The sequence below is a fragment of the Chloroflexaceae bacterium genome, assembly GCA_025057155.1.
GTDB lineage: Bacteria > Chloroflexota > Chloroflexia > Chloroflexales > Chloroflexaceae > JACAEO01.
Genome location: JANWYD010000008.1, coordinates 81,301 through 102,466, shown reverse-complemented (window position 1 = coordinate 102,466; position 21,166 = coordinate 81,301). Strand labels below are relative to the sequence as shown.

Below are 21,166 nucleotides of genomic sequence, written 5' to 3'. Positions count from 1 at the left end.
ACCTACCGGCTCTTCAACTCGCTCCAGGCCACGCCCGCCCGGCGCAGGGCGGCCAGTTCGCCGCAACCGCGCCCCTTCGGAAAGACCTTGCCCGGATTGAACAGGTCGTAGGGATCGAAGCTCTGGTGCAGCCCGGCCATGGCCGCCAGGTCCTCGGTGGAGAAGAGCAGGGTCATGTAGTCCTGCTTCTCGACGCCGATGCCGTGCTCGCCGCTGATTACCCCGCCCTGCTCGATGCTCACGTGCATCACCGCCGTGGCCGCCTCTAGCGCCCGCTGGTTCTGGCTGCGGTCGCGCCGGTCGAAGAGAATGATCGGGTGCAGGTTGCCGTCGCCAGCGTGGAAGACATTGGCGATAGGCAGGCGGTGCTCCTGCGAGATGCGCCCGACCTGCTCCATGGTGTAGGGCAGCCGGGTGCGCGGGACGACCGTATCAACCAGGTAGTAGGTCGGGGCCAGGCGACCCATCGCGCCGAAGGCGTTCTTACGCGCCGCCCAGACCTGGTTCTGCTCCGCCGGGGTGCGCGCCGGGCGCACATCCAGCGCCCCGTTGCGCCAGCAGACGGTGGTCATGTCGGCCAGCAACTCATCCAGACCATCGTCCACGCCGTCCACTTCGATGAGCAGCGCCGCGCCGGCCTGTTCGGGGAGGCCGAGTCTGTACATGTCGTTGACGGCCTTGATCGCCAGGCGGTCCATAATCTCCAGCGCTGCGGGCAGGAAGCCGCTGGCGATCACCTGCGAGACGCTGGCCGAGGCCCCGGCGATGTCGGGAAACAGGGCCAGCACAACCCGCACCGCCTCCGGCAGCCGCGTGAGCTTGAGCCAGGCGGCGGTCACCAGGCCGATGGTGCCTTCGCTGCCGGTGATCACCCCGGTCAGATCGTAACCCACCGGGGCGGGGTTGCCGTCCCCGGTCCAGATGATCGAGCCATCAGGCAGCACCATCTGCACCCCCAGCACGTGGCTCGCGGTCGTGCCATACTTGAGACAGTGGGGGCCGCCGGCGTTGTTGGCGATATTGCCGCCGACGGTGCAGGCCTTTTGCGAGGAGGGATCAGGAGCGAACTGGTAGCCATACGGCCTGACCGCCTGCGACAGTTCCCAGTTGATCACCCCCGGCTGGCAGAGCGCCCGGCCATTGCGCGCGTCAATTTCGAGCACCCGGTCCATCCGCGCCGTGCTGACGACGATCCCCCCGCCGATGGGCGTGGCGCCGCCGGAGAGACCCGTGCCGGCCCCGCGGGGCACAATAGGCACGCCGTAGCGCGAGGCCAGGCGCACCACGCCGCTGACCTGTTCAGCACTGGCGGGCAGCACCACCACCTGCGGCTCGCCGGTATCCATCACACAGCCATCGGCGTCGTAGGTCATCAGGGCCACGGGGTCGGCCACCACTCCGGCGGGACCGACGATGCGCCGCAACTCCTCGATGAGCTGGGAGCGGTTCATGGTCACTTCCTTCAGCAGTAAAAAAGTTTTCCTGGGAGGGTTGCACCCTCCCCTGGGGCCAGGACGCGGGGAAACCTGGTTAACCCCTCTTTCCCTGTAATGAGTAGTCTGTAAAGCAAGTCTTTCGCTACACCCCCGCCCCCCTCCCCAGCCCTCCCCCGCTGGGGGAGGGAGTCGAACTCCTCCCCCCGCTGGGGGGAGGCTGGGAGGGGGGAAATGCAAGGAAACTTACTTCACAGGCTACCGAGAGCGCGTGGCACCATTGTATCACGGGAATCAAAAAACCACCATGCGAAATAATATTTCGAATGGTGGAAATTCGGGGCGCGGGGAAATCCTCTTTTCCTGGGCGCAACCCTCCGGGTTGCTGCATTGCTGCGCCCTGTTCAGGAATTGCATAAATGCGCCGGTGCGGGTACCCTGCATGGCATGACACAGCAAGGGTCCGGGAGCGTTGTATGCTCCCGGACCCCGCAGAACCGCTATCCGAACCGGCACTCAGCGCTGCGCCAGCGGCAGGTAGACCCTGACCGGCGCGCCGCCGCCCGGAGGCGTGGGGGTCGCGACGGGGGGCATCGGGGTGGGGGTTGGGTTCACGACCGGAGGCATCGGGGTGGGGGTTGGGTTCACGACCGGAGGCATCGGTGTCGGGATCAGGCTGCCCCCGCCCCTATTCACGGTGTACGCCTGCCCGCTGGTGAAGGGCAGGTTGCTCACGTTCAATCCGGCCAGGTCGGCGATGGTCGCCCCGGCGGGCACATCGAGGCGCAGCGTGCCGTCCCCGGTCCCGGTAGCGACGGTGACCGTGTAGGTCGCGCCGCTGCCGCTCACGCCGGTGACGCTGGCCCCGCTCAGACTGCCGGTGGTCGTCAGGGTGAAGTCGCTGGCGGCCACACCGGTGACTGGCTCGTCGAAGGCGACCTGGAACTGCACGCTGGCGGCGGAGGTGGGATTCGGGTTGACGCGGGTGATGGCGCTGACGGACGGCGGCGTGGCATAGGCGGCGACGAAATCGGCGGCCAGGTTGCCGGCAGCATCCTGGAAGAAGCCGCCTGCAAACAGGTCGTTGCCGCTCACCGTCAGGGATCTGACTCCGTTGTTCAGCGCGCCGTTGCCGCCGCTGCCCCCCAGGGCGCTCCAACTGCTCCCATTCCAGCGCGCCACGTAGTCGGCTTCGGGAATGCCCGCGGCGTCGGTGAACCAGCCGCCCGCGTACACGTCGCCGCCGTTCACCGCCAGGGCGGTGACCGTGTCGTTTAGCGCGCCGTTGCCGCCGCTGCCCCCCAGGGCGCTCCAACTGCTCCCGTCCCAGCGCGCCACATAGTCGGCTTCGGGAATGCCTGCGGCGTCGGTGAACCTGCCGCCCGCGTACACGTCGCCGCCGTTCACCGCCAGGGCGGTGACCTCGCCATCGAGTGCGCCGTCAACGCCGCCGCCGAGGGCGCTCCAGGTGTTGGTCATACTATTCCAGCGCGCCACGTAGTCGGCCTGGGGGATACCCGCGGCGTTCCAGAAGCGGCCACCCACGTACACGTCGCTGCCGCTCACCGCCAGGGCATAGACATTACCGGACGGTGCGGCGTAGCCGCCGCCGGCTTCCAGGGCGCTCCAGGCGCTGCCGTTCCAGCGCGCGGCGAAGGTGGCTTCGAAGATGTTCGCAGCGCTCCAGAAATCGCCGCCCACGAACAGTTCGCCGCCGCTCACCGCCACGGCTCTGACCCCGCCGGTGAGCGCGCCGCTGGTACTGCTGCCACCGCCGAGGGCGCTCCAGGTGTTGGTAGTCGTATCCAGGCGGGCCACGAAGTCGGCCCGGACGAGGCCCGCTGCATTCTGGAAGTTGCCGCCCACATACACGTTGCTGCCGCTCACCGCCAGGGCGCCGACCCCGCCGGTGAGCGCGCCGTTGCTGCCGCTGCCCCCCAGGGCGCTCCAGGTGTTGGTGGTCGCATTCCAGCGCGCCACAAGGTCGGCCTGGGGGATGCCCGCGGCGTCCCAGAAGCTGCCGCCCACATACACGTTGCTGCCGCTCACCGCCAGGGCGTGGACCACGCTGCCGAAGTCCAGCGCGCCGTTAGCGTCGCCGCCGAGGGCGCTCCAGGTGTTGGTCGTGGTGTCCCAGCGCGCGACATAGTCGGCCTGAGGAATGCCTGCGACGTTGGTGAAACTGCCGCCCACATACACGTCTGTGCCGCTCACCGCCAGGGCGAGGACCTGGTTGTTGAGAGCGCCGTCGGGCATAGACCCCAGGTTGGTCCACCGGGGCGCGCCGCTCTGGGACTGGAAGATCGGCCCCTGTTCGGGGTCGAGGGTGACCTGCCAGCCGCTCACGTCGAGCGCGCCGCTGAACGAGCCGTCGAGCCGCAGGGTGCCGTCGGGGTTGAGCAAGGTTTCTACAGGGGTGGCGGCGGGCGCGGGGGCCTCGCTCGGGCGCGGCGGCTGGGCCGTGACGCGGACGCCGCCGAGGAGAACGCTGAGGGTTAAGACGAGGGTGATGGTCCAGGTTCGGATGTGCATACGGTGGTCTTCCTTCTCCGATGTACAACAACGATGTCCAGACGACCGATGAGCGAAATGATTGGACCGGCAATCAGGGACGGGCGTTCAGGCGCGGGGGATGGGCCGGCTGCGCGAGAAATTGGCCGACCGTTTGTGCGACGGGCGTTCAGGCGCGGGGGATGGGCAGTAAAGTCGCCGGACAACTCTGTTCTAGCCTGACCGTGGCGGGATCAAGGCTACGGCATGTCGCGCAGCGGTCGGGACGTAGCGGCGGCGCCGATCGGACCGCCGGAAGAGATGCGGGATCGTCCCGTATCTGCCAACAAGTATGCTGGTACGCGTATTACTGTAGTATTACCGGTAGGGCGTAGCAGGCGGCGCCGCACGCCCGGCCCGCTCCCTCGGCGCGGCGTCGGCGCCGCGCGGCGCCGCGCGGGGAACGCATGGCCCTGGCGCAGGGGAAGGGCATCAAGGAACCGCTATTCATAGGCCAGTTTGTGAACGAAGTTTCCCGGTGTTTGTCACCCCGAGCGGAGCGCGGGGTCTACCGCGCCAGGAGGGGGAAGCGGGGCTTCCACGTTCTGAGCGAGGGCTTTAGAGCCTATCTGAATAACTCCTGCAGGAAGGCGGGGAACGCAGGTTTCCCCACGATCACCTTCCCGCAACCGTGCGCTCCAGCAGCTTGACCGTGGCGTAGATGGCGTCAATGTGCGGCGTGGCGACGCCGACCAGGCGGCCCAGCTCGATCACCGCGCCGACCATGGCGTCAACCTCGGTCGGGCGGCCCGCTTCGATGTCCTGGAGCATGGAGGTCTTATGCGCGCCGACCTCCTCGGCGCCCTTGATGCGCTGCTCGATGCTGATGCCGAACTCGATGCCGAGGGCCTCGGCGATCTGCTGGGCCTCGGCCATCATCGCCACCGCCAGGGCGCGGGTCAGCGGTTCGGCGACGATGGCGTCGAGGGTGGCGCGGGTGAGGGCGCTGATGGGGTTGAAGGCCAGGTTGCCCCACAGCTTGACCCACAACTCGTTGCGGATGCGCGGGCGCACGGGGGCCTTCAGCCCCGCGGCGGTCATCAGGTGAGACAGGCGGGTCACCCGCTCGGTGCGGGCGCCGTCGGGCTCGCCGAGGGTGAAGCGGTTGCCCTCGATGTGGCGGATCACCCCGGGGCGGACGATCTCGGCGGCGGGGTAAACCACGCAGCCAATGACGCGCTCGGGTTCGGTGTGGGCGGCGATCACCCCGCCGGGGTCAACGCTCTCCAGGCGGCGGCCTTCGTGGGGACCGCCGTGGCGGTAGAAGTACCACCAGGGAATGCCGTTCTGGGCGTAGACCACGGCGGTGTCGGGGGCGTAGAGCGCGCGCATGGGCGCAGCCAGGGCGGGCAGGCTCTGGGCCTTGACGGCCACGATCACATACTCGTGGGGGCCGGCCTCGGCCAGGTCGGCGGTGGCGCGGGCCGGGCGCGCCGTCTCGCGCTGCCCGTCGGCGTACTCCACGCTGAGGCCCTCGCGCCGGATGGCCTCAAGATGGGCGCCGCGAGCGATCAGCGTCACCTCGGCCCCGGCGCGGGCCAGCTTCACCCCCAGGAAGCCGCCGATCGCCCCGGCGCCAACGATACAGATCCGCATAGCTTACAGCTTCCGCAAATAGACCCGCTCCAACGTGTGCCGCGGACCCTTCTCCAGGATCAGATCGGCCCGTTCGCGGGTCGGCTCGATGTTCTGCTTCAGGTTCACGTAGTTGATCTCGCGCCAGATGCGCCGGGCGGTGGCGATGGCCTCCTCCACGCTCAACTCGGCGTAGCGGCGGAAGAACGACGACGGATCGCGGAAGGCCGTCTCGCGCAGGCGCAGGAAGCGCTCGACGTACCACTGTTGCAGCAGCAACTCATCGGCATCCACATAGATCGAAAAATCGAAGAAATCCGACACAAACATCTGCGGCGCGCGGCAGGAGCGTCCGCCGCGTTGCAGCACGTTCAGCCCCTCGACGATGAGGATGTCGGGCCGGTCAATAACGCGGGTCTCATTGGGCACGATATCGTAGATCAGGTGCGAGTAGACCGGCACCTCCAGGCGCGGCACCCCCGACTTGACATCGGCCATGAACTGGAGCAAGCGGCGGCGGTCATAGCTTTCAGGGAAGCCCTTGCGGTGCATGATGCCGCGTTGCTGGAGCACGCGGTTAGGGTACAGAAAGCCATCAGTCGGGACCAGATCGACCTTCAGATTGCCCGACTGGCGGCTGAGGAGCGCCTGGAGGATGCGGGCAGTGCTGCTCTTACCCACGGCGACGCTGCCGGCAATGCCGATAACATAGGGCACACGGCTGGCGGAGGGATAGTCGAGAAAGACATTAGTGACCTGGTACAGTTGCTGCGACGCCTCGAAGTACAGTTGGAGCAGGCGGGTCAGGGGAAGGTAAATATCGGCCACCTCCTGCATTGAAACCGAGTCGCTCAGGCTAACCAGGTGTTCGAGTTCCTCTTCGGAGATCGGCAATTCAGCGCCATCACGGAGACGCGCCCATTCGGCGCGGGAGAAGCGCAAATACGGGCTGAGGCGGCGTTCGTCGGCGAACACGGTGGCCATGGGTCAATCCTCATTCCTGCGAGTGCACAAGGCACGCTGATGCTAGAAGCGCCGGGGAGCGCAGGCATCATCGCCAGCCGCGTCCCGTCAATCGGTATTACTCGGCCAGGCCGAGTGTTTTGGCCATGGTGATGCGTTGAAGCTTGCCCGTGGGGCCACGGGGGAGGGCTTCGAGGACATGGATCCGGCGGGGCACCTTAAAGTCGGCCAGGAAGCGGGCGCAGTGGTCGCGCAGTTCACGTTCGGCGGCCTCGCCTTTGAGCACCACAGCGGCGTGCACCTCTTCACCGAGGGTGGGATGGGGGACGGCAAAGGCCAGAGCCTCGGCCACGGCGGGATGACGCAGGAGCACATCGTCAATTTCCAGGGGTGAAATCTTTTCGCCACCGCGATTGATCAATTCCTTGATCCGCCCGGTGAGCGTCAGGTAGCCCTCGGCATCGAGGAAGCCCTGGTCGCCGGTGCGGAACCAGCCGTTCACGAAGGCCGCGGCATTGGCCTCCGGGTTGTTTTCGTAACCATCAACGACATTGCCGCCCCGCACCACCACTTCGCCCTTCGCTCCGCAGGGGAGCAGGCGACCGTTCTCGTCCATGATCGCCACGTCCACACCGAAGCCGAGGCCGACGCTGCCCGGCTTGCGCGGGGCGGGCGGGAGAGGGTTGGAGGTCATCTGGTGGCTGGCTTCGGTCATGCCGTAGCTTTCGAGCACCGGCGCGCCGAAAACCGCCTCCATGCGTTCCATGACCACGGGCGGCAGAGGGGCGCTGCTGGAGCGGATGAAGCGGAAGGGGTGGGCCTGGATGGTCGCCAGGTTGCGTTCGGCCCTTGCGAGGAGGGCCTGATGCATGGTGGGTACGGCGGAGTACCAGGTGGGCCGGAACGTCTCGACCCACTGCCAGAACTTGAGCGCGTCGAAGCCGGGCGGGCAGATCACCGCACCGCCGGTGGCCAGCGTGCTCAACAACGAGGCAACGATGCCATGAACATGGAACAGCGGCATCACGCAGAGCGCCCGGTCGTCGGGGCCAAGCTGGCAGGTTGCGGCAATATTGGCGGTTGACGTGGCCAGGTTGCGATGGCGGATGGGCACGCGCTTGGGGCGGCTGGTGGTGCCGCTGGTGTGGAGGATCATCGCCACATCATCGGGGCGGGCAAAATCGGGGGTGACGCCGGGGGCGAGGGGATGGTCGGCGTGGAAGGCGACGGCGCCATCCGCATGCGTTTCGACCTCGATCAGCAGCATGCCGGGGAGCATGGCCGCGCGGGCTTCGGGCAGGGCGCCGGGCGGGACGATCAGCGCCCTGGCCCGCGTGTCTTCGTAGTAGAAGGCGAACTCCTCCTGCCGGTACTTCGGATTGAGGGGCGCGGCGGTAGCGGCGGTGGCGGCGGCCAGGAAGGCGACCGCCATTTCCGGGCCGTTGGGCAGCGCCAGGGCGATGCGGTCGCCCCGGGCGAGGCCCAGGGCCTGCAACTGCGCCGCCAGGTCGGCCACATTCGTCCGCAGCGCGGCATACGTTATCGGCGGGCGGCCGGGGGCCAGGATCGCGGGCTGGTCAGCAAGGCCATTGTCGAGCAAGTCGAGCAACGTGCGGGTCACGGGCTCACGGGCCATCATCGGCTCCTGTCAGGGCGGCGCTGGAAGACAGGATGCCCGGCTAACCGGCAGCCTGGAGCGGCTGAAGCCACCACGGGCAGGGCGCCGGTTTGCCGGGGCGTCGCGCTAGCGGGTATTCAAATTGTTGGGTTGTTGAATCGTAACCAGGTTTATCATTCTCAACCCCAGATCCATTGTAAAACACGGAGTTACACCGCTACCATCCGGCGGCGCAGCCGTCGCAGCGCGGCTCACTACCGGCCAGATAAGCGCCCGTATCCAGGCGCCAGATGATCTGCCCGCGCCCGAAGGGGCCAACCTCGGCCTCCACGCGCACCTGGTGGCCGCGGGCGATCAGGCCCTCGATCACGTGGCGCGGGGTCTCCAGTTCCAGGTGCACCGTGCCGTCGCGTTCCCAGCGCCAACGGGGCGCGTCAAGCGCGGCCTGGGGATGCATGCCATAGGTGAGACTGTTGACGATAAGCTGGGTGTGGCCCTGGGGCTGCATGTGGGCGCCCATCAGCCCGAAGGGTCCGACGGGCCGGCCATCCTTCAGGAGAAAGCCGGGGATGATGGTGTGAAAGGGGCGCTTGCCCGGTTCCAGGCAATTGGGATGGCCCGGCTCGGTGACGAAGCTGAAGCCGCGGTTGTGCAGGGCGATGCCCCACCCCGGAATGACCACGCCTGAACCGAAGCCGGTGTAGGTGGACTGGATCATACTCACCATGCGCCCGGCGCCATCGGCGGCGCAGAAGTAGACCGTGCCGCCCTGCGGCAATTCGCCCGGCCCGTACTCGCGGGCCACGGGGCCGATCAGGGCGCGGCGGTCGGCCAGGCGCTCGCGATCGAGCAGCGCCGCTGTGGGCACGGCGGCCATGGCCGGGTCGCCGACATAGGCGAACACATCGGCGAAGGCCAGCTTCATCGCCTCGATCTGCAGGTGGCAACTCTCGGCCGAGTCGCGCGGGAAGCGGCCCAGATCCAGCCCATCGAGGATGCCCAGGGCGATCAGGGCGGCGATGCCCTGGCCGTTGGGCGGGATCTCGGCCACGGTATAGCCCGCGTAGTCGGTGGTGATCGGCGTGACCCACTCGGAGCGATGGGCAGCCAGGTCATCGGCGCCGAGCAGGCCCCCGGTAGCGGCGCTGAAGGCGGCAATCTCAGCGGCGATGGCCCCCTCATAGAAGGCGCGCGGCCCCTCACGGGCCAGCAGGCGCAGGGTGCGGGCGTGGCCGGGGGCGACGAAGCGCTCGCCGGCACGAGGCGCGCGTCCGTCGGGGGCGAAGGTCTCCAGAAAGGCGGCGAACTCCGGGCCGCGACGTGAGCGCGCCGCCGCCACGCCCTGCTCCCAGAAGAAGCTCACCAGCGCCGCCACCGGCGCGCCCTCCTCGGCATAGGCGATTGCCGGGGCCAGCACCTGTTCCAGGGGCAGCGCCCCGAAACGCGCGTGCAGATCGCCCCACGCCTGCACCACCCCGGGCACCGTCACCGGCAGCCAGCCCTCGGGCGGCACGCGCGCGTGGCCGGCCCGTTGCAGCGCCTCGACGCTCAGGGCCGTCGGGGCGCGCCCCGAGCCATTCAGCCCGTGCAGGGCCGCCCCGTCCCACACCAGGGCGAAGGCATCGCCCCCCAGGCCGTTGGAGGTCGGCTCGAGCACGGTCAGACAGGCCGCCGCGGCGATGGCGGCGTCCACTGCGGTGCCGCCGGCCTGGAGCATGCGCAGGCCGGCCTGCGAGGCCAGCGGGTGGCTGGCGGCCACCACGCCATTAGCGGCCAGCAGCGGCGCGCGGCGCGTGGCATAGGGGTAGCGCAACAGATCGAAATGCACGGGCCCTCCCCGGGGCAAGGCAAGCGAAACGACGCAAGGCTCGCCCGTAATTATGCCACATTTCTCGGCATCCGTTGGCGGGGGAGCCTGCCCTCCAGGAGGGTCCGGGAGGGGCATGTTCTCCCGGAGCTTACGATTTTTACATCACAATACCTGTAGACATGCACAGCCTATTACGTATAATAGTGCCTAATCAGCATGAAACTTCGTGGTAGCGAAACGGGCGCTTTTGATAGAAAGAACTTATGTTCTAGGAGCGTTCTCGATGAGCCCAATCCGCCGCTCTCTCCTGATCGTTGGGCTGATCATCGTCTTCTTGCTTTCCTGGCTCCGCGCGAGCCTCGGTCTTGGCATCGGCTGGACGGGGGTGCTCTGGGATACGCTGCGGGTGTTTCTTCCCGCTGCGCTGCTGCTCACCTTCGCCTTCTTCGTCCAGCGGGTCCCGCGCGAACCCCATATCGCCGCGGTGCGCCGCGATCTGTTTGGCGGATTGGAAACGATCGAGAATCGCGCCTTCTGGCACGTTCCCGGCCTGTTCACGACCCTGGCGCGCATGCCGGCCTACCCCCTGCGCTTTGAACACGAGGTCGAAAACATTGACACCCGCACGCCGGGATTGAGTCCCATTCAACGGGTGCGGGTGCGGTGCGTGTACCAGGTGACCGATGCGCTTACCTGCTATGAAACGTCGCTTAACCTGTACCAACTGATCAGGGAACTGCGGGACCGCGAGCGTCTGAACGAGAGCGACCCGGAGTTGTGGCAACGGGTGCTGCAGATGTTGATGAGCACCTTGCTCGATGACCGCCTCCGCGACGTGGTGTGGGACTGGCCGGCGGAGATGGCCGCCCACGACCGACGGCGGGTGGAGCCGCTGGCGCCCAGCAAACCTGATCGCCCGACGCCTGAGAACGACCCCTACGCCCTGAGCCTGAACCGGCGCCGCCTGGCCGAACAGTTGCTGCAACGCATGCGCGCCACCGCCCTTGACTGGGGGATCGAGGTGCGCGAGATTGTGCTCGAATCGATAACGATTGATCCAGAGTTGATCAGGCGCAAGACCCGCAACAAGGACAATGAGGTCGCCGAGGCGCAGCACAAGGCGAAGATCGAGGCCGTGGGCATCCAGACCCGGGGCGTGGCCGAGGCCGCCGTGCGGGCCCGCACGGTCAGGCGCATCCTCGAAGAGTTGCGCGACATGGGAGAGTTGCCTCGTCTGGAAGAAAAGACTATCTCCGACATTGTCCGCGCCGCGATGTACAGCGACGGCCAGACGATCCGGGGTGGCTCCCTGGAGCGCAGCAACGGGGCCGGTCCGGCGAAGACGCCCTGACCATAGTAGCGACGCCCGCGCCGATTGTAGCGGCCTTTTATCCTTCCAGGCCGGACGCCGGGATTATACTGATAGAAGGCGTCGTCCCTGTGTCACACAAGGAGGTGTGCCATGCGCGTCCGGCAGCATTACGACGATCAACTCCTGGCGCTTCACAACGAAGTGGTCGGCCTTGGTCAACAGGTCGTAACGGCGATTGCCCAGGCCCTCGAAGCTCTGGCAAGCAACAATGTGGAACTGGCCCGCGAGGTCCGCGCGGCGGATCTGCGCATCAACCAGGCCCAGCAGACTCTTGATTCCCACGCCTTCTTGCTCATCGCCACCCAGCAGCCGGTGGCGCGCGATCTGCGCAGCATCCTGGCAGCCATTGCCGTGGGGAGCGAGCTGGAACGCATCGGCGATTACGCCAAGGGCATCGCCCAGTTCGTCATCGGCCCGAATGGCCCGGCGACGCTGCAGCCGCCCGCCGAACTGCTCGAGCTCGGCGCCCTCGCTGTTGAGACGCTGCGGCAGGCTCTCGCCGCCCTTGACGCCCTCGACGCGACGCTTGCCCGGGCGGTCGGGGCTAAAGAGGAACAGGTCGATCACCTCTACGACAAGGTGATAGCCGTCATCGGCGACAGTCTGGCGCTTCATAAGGAGAACGCCCCCCGCGCCGCCGACCTGCTCTTCATCGCCCACAATCTGGAGCGCATCGCCGACCGCGCCACCAATATCGCCGAGCGGGTGATCTTCCAGGCCAGCGGCGAGACGGTGCAGTTGAACCCATAGGGTGTGTAGCCCTGCAAGGCGGAATGCCGTTGAACCCACCGGATGTCGGGCAATACCCCGTGGGGCAACCCTCCGGGTTGCCCCACGGGGTATTGCCTTGCCTGCTCTAGAACTCGATCAGCTCCGGGCAACGAACCGGTTTCAATTCTCCACCCGGTGAAAGGTCTCGGCCAGGGGCAGGCCGAACGGCTCGCCGCGCTCCCGCGCCCAGGCGCGCAGCCGTTCGGCCAGTTCGCTCTGGTCCTCGCCGAGCTGGCTGACGTGGCAGCGCAGGGCGGCCAGTTTGATCTCAAAGGTCTCCGACACGTCCACCGCGTAGTTCAGGTGGGGCGCGCCCATGACGAGGAGTTCGCGCACGCGGCTGGGGGCCAGACCCTCGGCCAGCAATTCGGGAAAGTCCCAGCCATTCTGGGCGGCGGGGTAGACGGCGGCGATGGCGGCCTCGCCTGCGGCCAGGTGGTCGGGGTGAAAGCGGCCCAGGGAGTAGTTCGGAGTCCAGACCCGCTCCGGCGACTGGCAGACGACGCGGTAGGCGCGGGTGCGGCGGATCTGGCGCACAATCTCGCGGCGCAGTTCTACGGTGGGCATGAGCGTGCCGTCAGGAAAGTCGAGGAACACCACCTCCTTGATGCCCAGCACGGCGGCGGCAGCCTGCTGTTCGGCCTTGCGCACCTGCGAAATGCGCTGCCGGGCTTCGGGGCCAACCTCGGTGGCGTCATCGGGGCCGCCCGCGCCGCCGTCGGTGCAGATCAGCAGGGTCACCTCCCAGCCCTCCCGCACCCAGGCGGCGATGGCCCCGCCACAGCCGAACTCCGCGTCATCGGGATGGGCCACCACTACCAGGATCGTCCGCGGACGCCCCTCTTCTGTCGTGGTCATACCCTTCTCTCCTCAGGGGGTGTCACGCACCCCGACACCTGCCGGAAGGCGAGGAAACCGGTCTTCCCCGCGCCCCTGCCCGTCGGGAAAGCACACTGGCGCAATCCTTCTTGCATTGTACAATACGGCTACCATCGAGGGGCGCGGGGAGTCTGCGCCTCTCCGCCCCTGAACCGGCACACGCACGGTCGGGCAAGAGCAATGCTGGGAGGGCCGCGCCCTTCAGGCAGGGAGGGGGGGAAACCAGGTTCCCCCAGACCCATTCAAGTGACCACCTTCCCCTTCGAGAACTTGCCCAATGCGCCAGTAAAGGATCTCAGTATGACCTACACTCCCACGCCCGCGGATAAGTTTACCTTTGGCCTCTGGACGGTGGGCAACCCCGGGCGCGACCCCTTCGGCGAGCCGGTGCGCCCGCGCTACGACCCGGTGACCCTCGTGCACCTGCTGGCCGAGGTCGGCGCCTACGGGGTCAATTTTCACGATAATGACCTGGTGCCGATTGACGCCACCCTCGCCGAACGCGACCGCATTGTGCGCGACTTCAAAGCCGCCCTGGACGCCACCGGCCTTGTCGTGCCCATGGCGACGACGAATCTCTTCAGCGACCCCGCCTTCAAGGATGGGGCCTTTACCGCGAATGATCCCCAGGTGCGGGCCTACGCCCTGCAGAAGGCCATGCGCGGCATTGACCTGGGGGTGGAGTGCGGGGCCGAGCTGTACATCTTCTGGGGCGGCCGCGAGGGCACGGAGACCGATGCCGTCAGGGATCCGCGGGAGGCCCTCAAGCGTTACCGCGAGGCGATCAATTACCTCTGCGCCTACGTCAGGGATCAGGGCTATTCCCTGCGCTTCGCCCTCGAACCCAAGCCCAATGAGCCGCGCGGCGACATTTACCTGGCGACCGTGGGCCATGTGCTGGCGTTTATCGCCACGCTCGACTACCCCGAGATGGTCGGCGTCAACCCCGAGGTGGCCCACGAGACCATGGCCGGCCTGAACGTGCTCCACGGCGTCGCCCAGGCCTGGGAGGCGGGCAAGCTCTTCCACATTGACCTGAATGACCAGATGATCGGGCGCTACGATCAGGATTTCCGGTTCGGCTCGGCCAATCTGAAGGCGACCTTCTTTCTGGTGAAGTTTCTGGAGGATGTAGGCTTTGACGGCCCGCGGCAGTTTGACGCCCACGCCTATCGCACCGAAGATCTTGAAGGGGTCAAGGATTTTGCCCGCGGGTGCATGCGCACTTATCTGATCCTCAAGGAGAAGGCGCGCCGCTGGAACGCCGACCCGGAGATCCAGGCCCTGCTGGCGGAGATCAACGCTGGCGACCAGGGGCCTCTCGTGTATAGCCGCGAGCACGCCGGGGCGCTCAAGGCCCGCGCCTTCGACCGGGCGGCCCTGGGGGCGCGGGGGCTGGCCTACGAGCGCCTCGACCAGTTGACAATAGACCTGCTGCTGGGAGTGCGATGAGCTACCTGCTTGGTCTCGACCTGGGCACCTCGGGCGCGCGAGCGGCGCTGGTGGACGCGGAGGGCCGGGTGCGCGCTACGGCGACGGCGGAGTACCCCCTCCGCCAGCCGCGGCCTCTCTGGAGCGAGCAGGACCCCGCCGACTGGTGGCGGGGGGCGCAGGAGGCCCTGCGCGCCGTACTGGCCAGGAGCGGGGTTCGGGGCGAGGCGGTGGCGGCCCTCGGCCTCACCGGGCAGATGCACGGCGCGACCTTCCTCGACGCCTCCGGCCAGGTGATCCGCCCGGCGATCCTCTGGAACGACCAGCGCACCGCGGCGGCCTGCGGCGAGATCACCCGGCGCGTCGGCGCCGAGCGCCTGGTCGCCATCACCGGCAATCCCGCCCTGACCGGCTTCCAGGCGCCCAAGATCCTCTGGCTGCGAGCCGAGGAACCGGCCAGCTACGCCCGTGTCGCCCGCGTGCTGCTGCCAAAGGACTACATCCGCCTGCTGCTCACCGGCGAGGCGGCCACCGACGCTTCCGACGCCGCCGGGACTCTGCTGCTCGACCTGCGCGCCCGCGACTACAGCCAGGAGGTGCTTGAGGCCCTGGAGATCCCCCGCGCCTGGCTGCCGCGCGTCTACGAGGGGCCCGAGGTCACGGGGAGCCTGCGTCCCGACGTGGCCGCCGACCTGGGCCTGCCCGCCGGGTTGCCGGTAGTGGCCGGGGGCGGCGACAACGCCGCGGCGGCGGTGGGCGCGGGCGTGATCTGCACCGGGGTGGTGAGCAGTTCGATCGGCACCTCGGGGGTGATCTTCGCCCACAGCGACACCCCGACCCTCGACCCGCAGGGCCGGCTTCACGGCTTCTGCCATGCCGTGCCGGGGGCCTACCACCTGATGGCCGTGGTCCTCAGCGCCGGCGGAGCCTTCCAGTGGCTGCGCGACACCCTGCGGGCCATCGCTCCGGATCTGGGCTACGAGCGACTGGTTGAACTGGCCGCGGCTGCCCCGCCCGGCGCCGAAGGGTTGCTCTTCGCGCCCTACCTGACCGGCGAACGCACCCCTCACCTCGACCCGCTGGCCCGTGGGGCCTGGGTGGGCCTGACCAGCCGCCACGGCCTTGGCCACATGGCCCGCGCGGTGATGGAAGGGGTGGTCTTTGCCATGCGTGATGGTCTGGAGATCATGCGCGCCCTGGGCACGCCGATTACCGAGATCCGCGCCACCGGCGGCGGAGCGAAAAGCGCCTTCTGGCTGCAACTTCAGGCCGATATGTACGGCGTCCCGGTGGCCACCCTCGCCGCCGAGGAGGGGCCGGCCCACGGCGCAGCGCTGCTGGCCGGCGTAGGGGCCGGTCTCTTTGCCGATGTGGCCGAGGCGGTGCGTCGCGGAGCGCGGGTAGCGAGCGTCACCGAACCCGACCCGGAACGCGCCCGGCGCTATACCGAATGCTACGCCGCTTACACCGAGGTCTACCCGGCCCTGCGGGAGACGATGCACCGCCTGGGGAAAGTGTAGAGGTGTGGAGGTGTGGAGATGTTTAGTTCAACCTCCACACCTCCACACCTCCACACCCAGACTCACCCCTCGGTAATGAACCAGCTCCCCCCGACGCGCACGACGGGAAAGCCCTCGGTCTGGCCCATGAGCGTGGCAAGGGCGCTAGTGCGTTCGCGCACCACCTGGCCCTCGCCATCGAGCCACTGGAGGGTCACCTTCCCGTCCACGACCCGTACCAGCGCCCGGTCACTTTGCCGCTCGATCACCTCCGTGCCGCTGTAGGCAATCTGCACCGTGGCCGTACTACCATAGACCGGCCGCACGGCGCTCTGGGCGTAGGCGGCGAGCATGCGGCTGAAGACGATGCGCTGATCGGCCCGTTCGCTCGGGGCGAAGTAGCTGGCCAGGCGTTCGGCCCACCCCCGGCGCGCGGTTTCGTCCGTCAGGTCGGCCTGCAATGCCTCGTTCAGCGTGGCAAGGAAGCTCTCAACCGCGGCCTGCGGGGTGGGGCCGCCCCGGCCTACCAGGTCCTCCTCGGAAGGCTCAGCGCCGCAGGCCGGGAGCAGCAGCAGGATGACCAGGAGCAATAGGAGCAGCCAGGCGCGAGGTGATCGCATGTCAATACCTGGTGGCGGGCCGGCGAACCCACATTACCCCGGCGGCGCCGCATCCCGGAAGGGCCGCGGCGGCGGCGGCAGTTCGGCGCGCACAATCTGCCCGCCGTTGGCCAGATAGATGATTGGACGCGCCCCGCCATCATCAACCGCGATGCCGGCCAGTTCAGCCAGTTGCACGCTGCTGTCGGGACGGGCTTTCATCTGCTGGATGATCTTGCCAGAGAACTTTTCCATCTGGATGATCCGCTCGCCAAGCGTGTCGAGCAAGAAGAAATGACCGTTCTCCGGGCCATTGCCGGTGACGAAGAAGCGCGTCACATTGGTGAGCGGCGGGGTGATCGGTTCAGGCGTCACTTCGCCCACCAGTTGGCCCTGGCTGAAGATCAGCACGGCGCCGTTGGAACGGAGCAGGTAGATGCTGCCATCCACGCTCATATCCACGACCGTGCTCAGATCCACCTCGGCGATGCTGGCCGGGTCGAGCCAGTAATCAGGCGGATCGCCAAAGCTGCCCGACCGGTAGCGCAGGACCTCATTCGCCTGGGCGCCCCAGATGTAGAGATTACCGGCATACTCCTCGACATCGAGCCGGTCGCGGATGGTCCAGATCTCGCTGGTGCCGAGCCGGGAGTAGTTCCAGACGCCGCCGGTGCGGAAGTAGTACCCGGCGCCGCTGGGGGCCTGATCCACGGCCACCACCTGATCAATGCGCCAGACGGCCGCCCGCAGCGGGCCGACAACGGCGCTGCCTACAGACTGCCCGGGGCTGAGATAGGGCACGGGCGTACCGCCATCACGCGGCACGCGGTACAGTCGGGCGGCGCGCTGGTGGCTATCCAGAGCATAGAGGAACCGTGACGCTTCCAGAACCGCCGTGTCGGTCAGGGGGCCGGCGGGGCGCGGCACGATTACATCGGCGAAGCGCCCGGCGGGCAGGGTGGACAGCACGACCGGATTGTCAAAAAAGGTCAGGCGCTGGATAGCAGCAAGCGCGCGCTCGTACTCGCGCTGCAACTCCTGGTAGCGCAACCAGAGCGGCGGATTGGTGTCGGTCACACTGGGGCTGGCGCGCAGTTGCTCGATAGCCTGGCGGGTCAGTTCCAGCGCCTCCAGGGCCGCGCTGTCCGACGGCGCGGCCCGCACCTGGTTCAGGCGCTCGTCGGCGGCGGCGAAGTAGGCCAGGACAATCTGCTGATCGTTCTGCCGGGTCAGGGCAATGCCATAGATTACCAGCGCAGCAATGACAAGCGAGAGAATGGCCAGCAGGGGCCAGGGGAAGGGTGGTCGCGTGCGGCGATAGGAAAGCCCGTGCCGCCGCGGAATGGGGCGCGGCGGCGGAGGCCGGCGGGTGCGCGGACGGCGCAGGCGCTCATCAACAGCGATGCGCAGACGATGGAAGGGCAGCGCCAGCCGCTCCTGCCAGGTCATATCCACCAGGGGACGATGGATGTAGCGCGGCTGGTAGGGACGCCCTCCGCTGATCGCCTCGCGATCGGCCAGATCAATGCGCCGCGCGCTCCCTGCGACGGGATCGGCTTCGCCCAGGAACACCGACGGGGGCAGATTCTCCAGCCGCAGGGGCGCCAGTTCCGGTTGCTCGCGGCCGCGCGCTACGCGCGCGGCAAGGCTCTCACCGACATCGAGGGGCGCCGGGCGCGACGGCGGCGCCGGGGAGTGTGTCGGTTGCACGGGCATGGTAAAGAGCGGATCGGGGGCAGGCTCAGGCGCGGGAGCGGCTGGCAGGCGACGCCATCCCCATCGCCGGGCCAGGCGGCTGAACCAGGGCGTGGCAGCTTGCGGCTGCTCTGGCTCTGCCGCGGCGTCGCTCGAACGCCACAGGCTCCCCGCGGGGCGCCGGCGCGTTGCGGATGCTACTGTCAGGATCAGCGCATGGGCGGTGGTTAACCCTGCCGCGAGCGCCCGCTCTTTAAGTTGCGCCGCCATCACGTCGGCCTCGCCGGAGCGCAGCAGGGCCTCAACGTCGGCGCGGCCCAGCACCTCGGCGAAGGCGCTGGAGCAAATGATCGCCCCTTCGCCCGCCCGCAGCGGGCAGCGGAACAACTCCGGCTCGATGAACAGACTGGCCCCCAGCGCACCCGACCGCACGAACAGCGCCGCGCTCTCCGCCGCCGGGTCCCAGACCGGATGGGCCGGCAGGGCCCGCAGCCGGCCCTCACTGAGCACATAGGCCTGGGCCGGCTGCACCTGAGCCACGTACAGGGTCCCCTCCCGCAGCACGGCGGCGGTGCAGCCGACGGTAACGCGCTCAGCCACGGGGAGGTTAAAGTTGTGTTCGTAGAGCGCCTTGTTGGTCGCCCGCAGCGCCGCCCGTAACGCCGCCGTCGCGCTGAAACTCTGATCGTTGTCAAACGCGCGGCGAAATACCCGCAGCGCCAGCTTGCACGCTGCGGCGCCACGGGGGCCGTCGCCGTCAGTCTCAACGACCAGATACAGCCGGCCCTTACGCGCCTCCTGGCTCAGGTTGTTAGGACCATCCACCGCGCTGATCCGTTCGTCAGGCGGCTGGTCAGCGCCGTCCACGAGACCGAACTGACCGGTGCGAACCTCGAACCGCTCCATACCGCGCTTTCCTGTGCCTGTTCTGTATGGGGATTATAGCACACCGGGTCGGAGCATACGTGTTCAGGCTCGCCGCAGAGAACATTCAGTAGCGCAGAGGATGGGCGTTCTCAGGTGTAGGGTTTTCCGGCGCATGCTCGCGTCGCATTCGTCATCCGGGGCATCGGGCCCCCCCGTCCCCCTCTCCCGCGCGCGGGAGAAGGGGGCGGGGGGATGAGGATCGTAAGCGCATTCGAATGCCGAAAACCGCTTCTCGCTTGAGAAGAGGAATGGGCGGCCGTGGCAACGCTCCGCGCCCCTCCGCGTCCTCTGCGGTGAACGCCCGGTCAGAAGACGGGCGCCCTATCGCAACGGGTCCGGGTTTGCCGCAGAGTTTTGAAAAGGTTATAATATCCAAACTGTTTCATCCATGCCGTCTCGCCGGAGATGGCCGGGAGATTGCAGCGCCAGACAGCCCCACGGCTGCCGTGCCGGCGTGTCTGGGAGCAGCGTACAACTGCCATAGCCACATTGCGCTTACTTCGTGGAGAAGCCTATGGCGCGCGTATCGGTGGTCATCAATGGCGAACTGCGCGTCTTTCCGCTGGGCGCGAACGGGCTGACTATTGGGCGGCAACTCGATAACGATATCGTCCTCAACCATGCGATCGTCTCGCGCCACCATGCGCGGGTCGAGCTTCGCGGTCATCAGGCATGGGTGGTTGACCTCAATAGTCGCAACGGCCTTACCGTCAATCGCCTGCGGCTCAAAGAGGAGCCGCTCAACGACGGCGACGTGATCGGCATCGGCCCCTTTGACCTGCGCTATGAGGACCGCGCGGCCCAGGACATTGTTCTGGACGACAACCGCTACTTTCCGCTGGCCTCGCACGGGCAGGCCGTGGGCGCGCCCGAGCAGCGCCTGACGCCCGCCGATCTGCAGGAGTTCTACGCCATCAGCATGCGCCTCACCCAGGTGATGGATTACCGCGAACTGCTGGAGCGGGTCATGGAGGAAGTGCTGCGCGTGGCGCCGGCCCAGCGGGGCCTGCTCCTGCTGGTTCGGGGCGAGGAACTGGTGCCGCGGGTGGTTGTGCCTGCCGGCACGGGCGAGGTGGCCATTTCGAGCACCATTGTCCGCAAGGTCCTCCAGGAGGGCGAGGCGGTGCTGACCCGTGACGCGCGCCTCGACTTTGCCGGCGCCGAGAGCATTGTCAGCGCCAACATCCGCTCGGCTTTGTGCGCTCCGCTTATGGCCGAGGGTCGCGCCATCGGGCTGATCATGCTCGACTCGCCGGGTCGCGAACAGTTCAGCGAGCGCGATCGCGACCTGGTGGTCGCCATCGCCAGTTTCGCCGCCGTCGCCATCGAACGCGCCCGCCTCACCGAGGAACTCCGCGTGCAGGGGCAGTTGCGCCAGAACCTGGAACGCTTTCTTTCGCCCAACCTGGCCCAGGCGCTCGCGCGCTACATCGCCCAACATGGGCGCCTGTGGGAGGCCCGCGAAGAGATCGTCACCGTGCTCTTCGCTGATGCCCAGGGCTTCACCGCCCTCGCCGAGCGGCTCTCGCCCCGCGAGGTGCAGGACCTGCTTAACGAATACCTGCATGCATTGACCGAAGTGATTTTCCGTTACAATGGCACAGTGGATAAGTACACCGGCGATGGGATCATGGCCCTGTTTGGCGCGCCCCGGCTGCCCGATGATCCGCCCGACGACCAGCATGCCGTCAGCGCGGTTGCCGCGGCGCTGGAAATGCAGGCCGCCCAGCGGCGCCTGGTGGATCGCTGGCCGCCTGACCGCGCCTTCGCCATTCGTATCGGGGTGAATACCGGTCCGGCCTACACTGGCTTCTTTGGCACCCGCCATCGTCTGGAGTATACCGCGATCGGCGATACGGTGAACACTGCCTCACGTCTGGAGGGTCAGGCCGAACCGGGCACCGTGCTCATCGGCGAGGCCACCGCCAGCATGCTGGGCGATCGCTTTCGGCTCGAAGAAATGGGCGCACTGGCCCTGAAAGGGCGCCAGGGCCGGGTGCGGGCCTTCAAGGTCCTCGGGCCGGCATAGGAGTTGATGGCCGGG

14 protein-coding genes are annotated in these 21,166 nt (G+C 67.7%); 5 read left to right on the top strand and 9 right to left on the bottom strand.

What is annotated here, in order from left to right:
• Positions 1-2: 2 nt before the first annotated feature.
• The 6 genes from NZU74_08775 to NZU74_08750 form a co-directional block, all read right to left on the bottom strand.
• Positions 3-1,451: an FAD-binding protein gene (locus NZU74_08775; protein ID MCS6881413.1), complete on the bottom strand. Its 1,449-nt coding sequence runs from the start codon at positions 1,449-1,451 to the stop codon at positions 3-5.
• A gap of 498 nt (positions 1,452-1,949) precedes the next feature.
• A complete protein-coding gene (locus NZU74_08770; GenBank protein ID MCS6881412.1) occupies positions 1,950-3,965 on the bottom strand; it encodes a hypothetical protein in 2,016 nt (671 codons plus the stop codon).
• A 633-nt stretch (positions 3,966-4,598) separates the two neighbouring features.
• Positions 4,599-5,579, bottom strand: coding sequence for a 2-dehydropantoate 2-reductase (locus NZU74_08765; protein ID MCS6881411.1), 981 nt, complete (start codon positions 5,577-5,579; stop codon positions 4,599-4,601).
• Positions 5,580-5,582: 3 nt separating this feature from the next.
• Positions 5,583-6,542 (bottom strand): type I pantothenate kinase, encoded by a 960-nt coding sequence (gene coaA, locus NZU74_08760; GenBank protein MCS6881410.1) that lies wholly within the window; start codon positions 6,540-6,542, stop codon positions 5,583-5,585.
• A 97-nt stretch (positions 6,543-6,639) separates the two neighbouring features.
• A complete protein-coding gene (locus tag NZU74_08755) occupies positions 6,640-8,157 on the bottom strand; it encodes an acyl--CoA ligase (protein MCS6881409.1) in 1,518 nt (505 codons plus the stop codon).
• A gap of 199 nt (positions 8,158-8,356) precedes the next feature.
• Positions 8,357-9,967: a gamma-glutamyltransferase family protein gene (locus NZU74_08750; GenBank protein MCS6881408.1), complete on the bottom strand. Its 1,611-nt coding sequence runs from the start codon at positions 9,965-9,967 to the stop codon at positions 8,357-8,359.
• A 265-nt stretch (positions 9,968-10,232) separates the two neighbouring features.
• Between NZU74_08750 and NZU74_08745 the strand changes: the two genes are divergently transcribed.
• Both NZU74_08745 and phoU read left to right on the top strand, forming a co-directional pair.
• The gene (locus tag NZU74_08745) at positions 10,233-11,300 is read left to right on the top strand and encodes an SPFH domain-containing protein (GenBank protein ID MCS6881407.1); all 1,068 of its coding nucleotides are present in this window, start codon (positions 10,233-10,235) and stop codon (positions 11,298-11,300) included.
• Positions 11,301-11,411: 111 nt separating this feature from the next.
• Complete coding sequence (gene phoU / locus NZU74_08740; protein MCS6881406.1) at positions 11,412-12,071, top strand: phosphate signaling complex protein PhoU; 660 nt, start codon at positions 11,412-11,414, stop codon at positions 12,069-12,071.
• A gap of 141 nt (positions 12,072-12,212) precedes the next feature.
• Here phoU and NZU74_08735 read toward each other — a convergent pair whose 3' ends face one another.
• Positions 12,213-12,950: a PIG-L family deacetylase gene (locus NZU74_08735; protein MCS6881405.1), complete on the bottom strand. Its 738-nt coding sequence runs from the start codon at positions 12,948-12,950 to the stop codon at positions 12,213-12,215.
• Between the two features lie 321 nt (positions 12,951-13,271).
• Here NZU74_08735 and xylA point away from each other — a divergent pair, with 321 nt between their 5' ends.
• Complete coding sequence (gene xylA / locus NZU74_08730) at positions 13,272-14,423, top strand: xylose isomerase (GenBank protein ID MCS6881404.1); 1,152 nt, start codon at positions 13,272-13,274, stop codon at positions 14,421-14,423.
• Entirely contained in the window at positions 14,420-15,922 is a 1,503-nt protein-coding gene (xylB, locus tag NZU74_08725; GenBank protein ID MCS6881403.1) for a xylulokinase, read from the top strand. The genes xylA and xylB overlap by 4 nt, the downstream gene beginning before the upstream one ends.
• A 62-nt stretch (positions 15,923-15,984) precedes the next feature.
• Here the strand turns inward: xylB and NZU74_08720 are convergent, their stop codons facing one another.
• Together NZU74_08720 and NZU74_08715 are read right to left on the bottom strand one after the other, a co-directional pair.
• On the bottom strand, positions 15,985-16,521 hold the full coding sequence (locus NZU74_08720; protein ID MCS6881402.1) for a hypothetical protein: 537 nt from the start codon (positions 16,519-16,521) through the stop codon (positions 15,985-15,987).
• Positions 16,522-16,554: 33 nt separating this feature from the next.
• The gene (locus NZU74_08715) at positions 16,555-19,101 is read right to left on the bottom strand and encodes a hypothetical protein (protein MCS6881401.1); all 2,547 of its coding nucleotides are present in this window, start codon (positions 19,099-19,101) and stop codon (positions 16,555-16,557) included.
• Positions 19,102-19,636: 535 nt separating this feature from the next.
• On the opposite strand from NZU74_08715, the gene NZU74_08710 reads away from it, so the two are divergent.
• Complete coding sequence (locus NZU74_08710; GenBank protein MCS6881400.1) at positions 19,637-21,151, top strand: FHA domain-containing protein; 1,515 nt, start codon at positions 19,637-19,639, stop codon at positions 21,149-21,151.
• Positions 21,152-21,166 lie beyond the last annotated feature (15 nt).

What these genes read in the sequence shown, in the direction of transcription:
- NZU74_08735 (MCS6881405.1), bottom strand. Translation starts at nt 12,950, where the DNA reads ATGACCACGACAGAAGAGGGGCGTCCGCGGACGATCCTGGTAGTGGTG.
- xylB (MCS6881403.1), top strand. Translation starts at nt 14,420, where the DNA reads ATGAGCTACCTGCTTGGTCTCGACCTGGGCACCTCGGGCGCGCGAGCG.
- NZU74_08765 (MCS6881411.1), bottom strand. Translation starts at nt 5,579, where the DNA reads ATGCGGATCTGTATCGTTGGCGCCGGGGCGATCGGCGGCTTCCTGGGG.
- coaA (MCS6881410.1), bottom strand. Translation starts at nt 6,542, where the DNA reads ATGGCCACCGTGTTCGCCGACGAACGCCGCCTCAGCCCGTATTTGCGC.
- NZU74_08770 (MCS6881412.1), bottom strand. Translation starts at nt 3,965, where the DNA reads ATGCACATCCGAACCTGGACCATCACCCTCGTCTTAACCCTCAGCGTT.
- NZU74_08755 (MCS6881409.1), bottom strand. Translation starts at nt 8,157, where the DNA reads ATGGCCCGTGAGCCCGTGACCCGCACGTTGCTCGACTTGCTCGACAAT.
- xylA (MCS6881404.1), top strand. Translation starts at nt 13,272, where the DNA reads ATGACCTACACTCCCACGCCCGCGGATAAGTTTACCTTTGGCCTCTGG.
- NZU74_08710 (MCS6881400.1), top strand. Translation starts at nt 19,637, where the DNA reads ATGGCGCGCGTATCGGTGGTCATCAATGGCGAACTGCGCGTCTTTCCG.
- NZU74_08745 (MCS6881407.1), top strand. Translation starts at nt 10,233, where the DNA reads ATGAGCCCAATCCGCCGCTCTCTCCTGATCGTTGGGCTGATCATCGTC.
- NZU74_08720 (MCS6881402.1), bottom strand. Translation starts at nt 16,521, where the DNA reads ATGCGATCACCTCGCGCCTGGCTGCTCCTATTGCTCCTGGTCATCCTG.
- NZU74_08775 (MCS6881413.1), bottom strand. Translation starts at nt 1,451, where the DNA reads ATGAACCGCTCCCAGCTCATCGAGGAGTTGCGGCGCATCGTCGGTCCC.
- NZU74_08715 (MCS6881401.1), bottom strand. Translation starts at nt 19,101, where the DNA reads ATGGAGCGGTTCGAGGTTCGCACCGGTCAGTTCGGTCTCGTGGACGGC.
- phoU (MCS6881406.1), top strand. Translation starts at nt 11,412, where the DNA reads ATGCGCGTCCGGCAGCATTACGACGATCAACTCCTGGCGCTTCACAAC.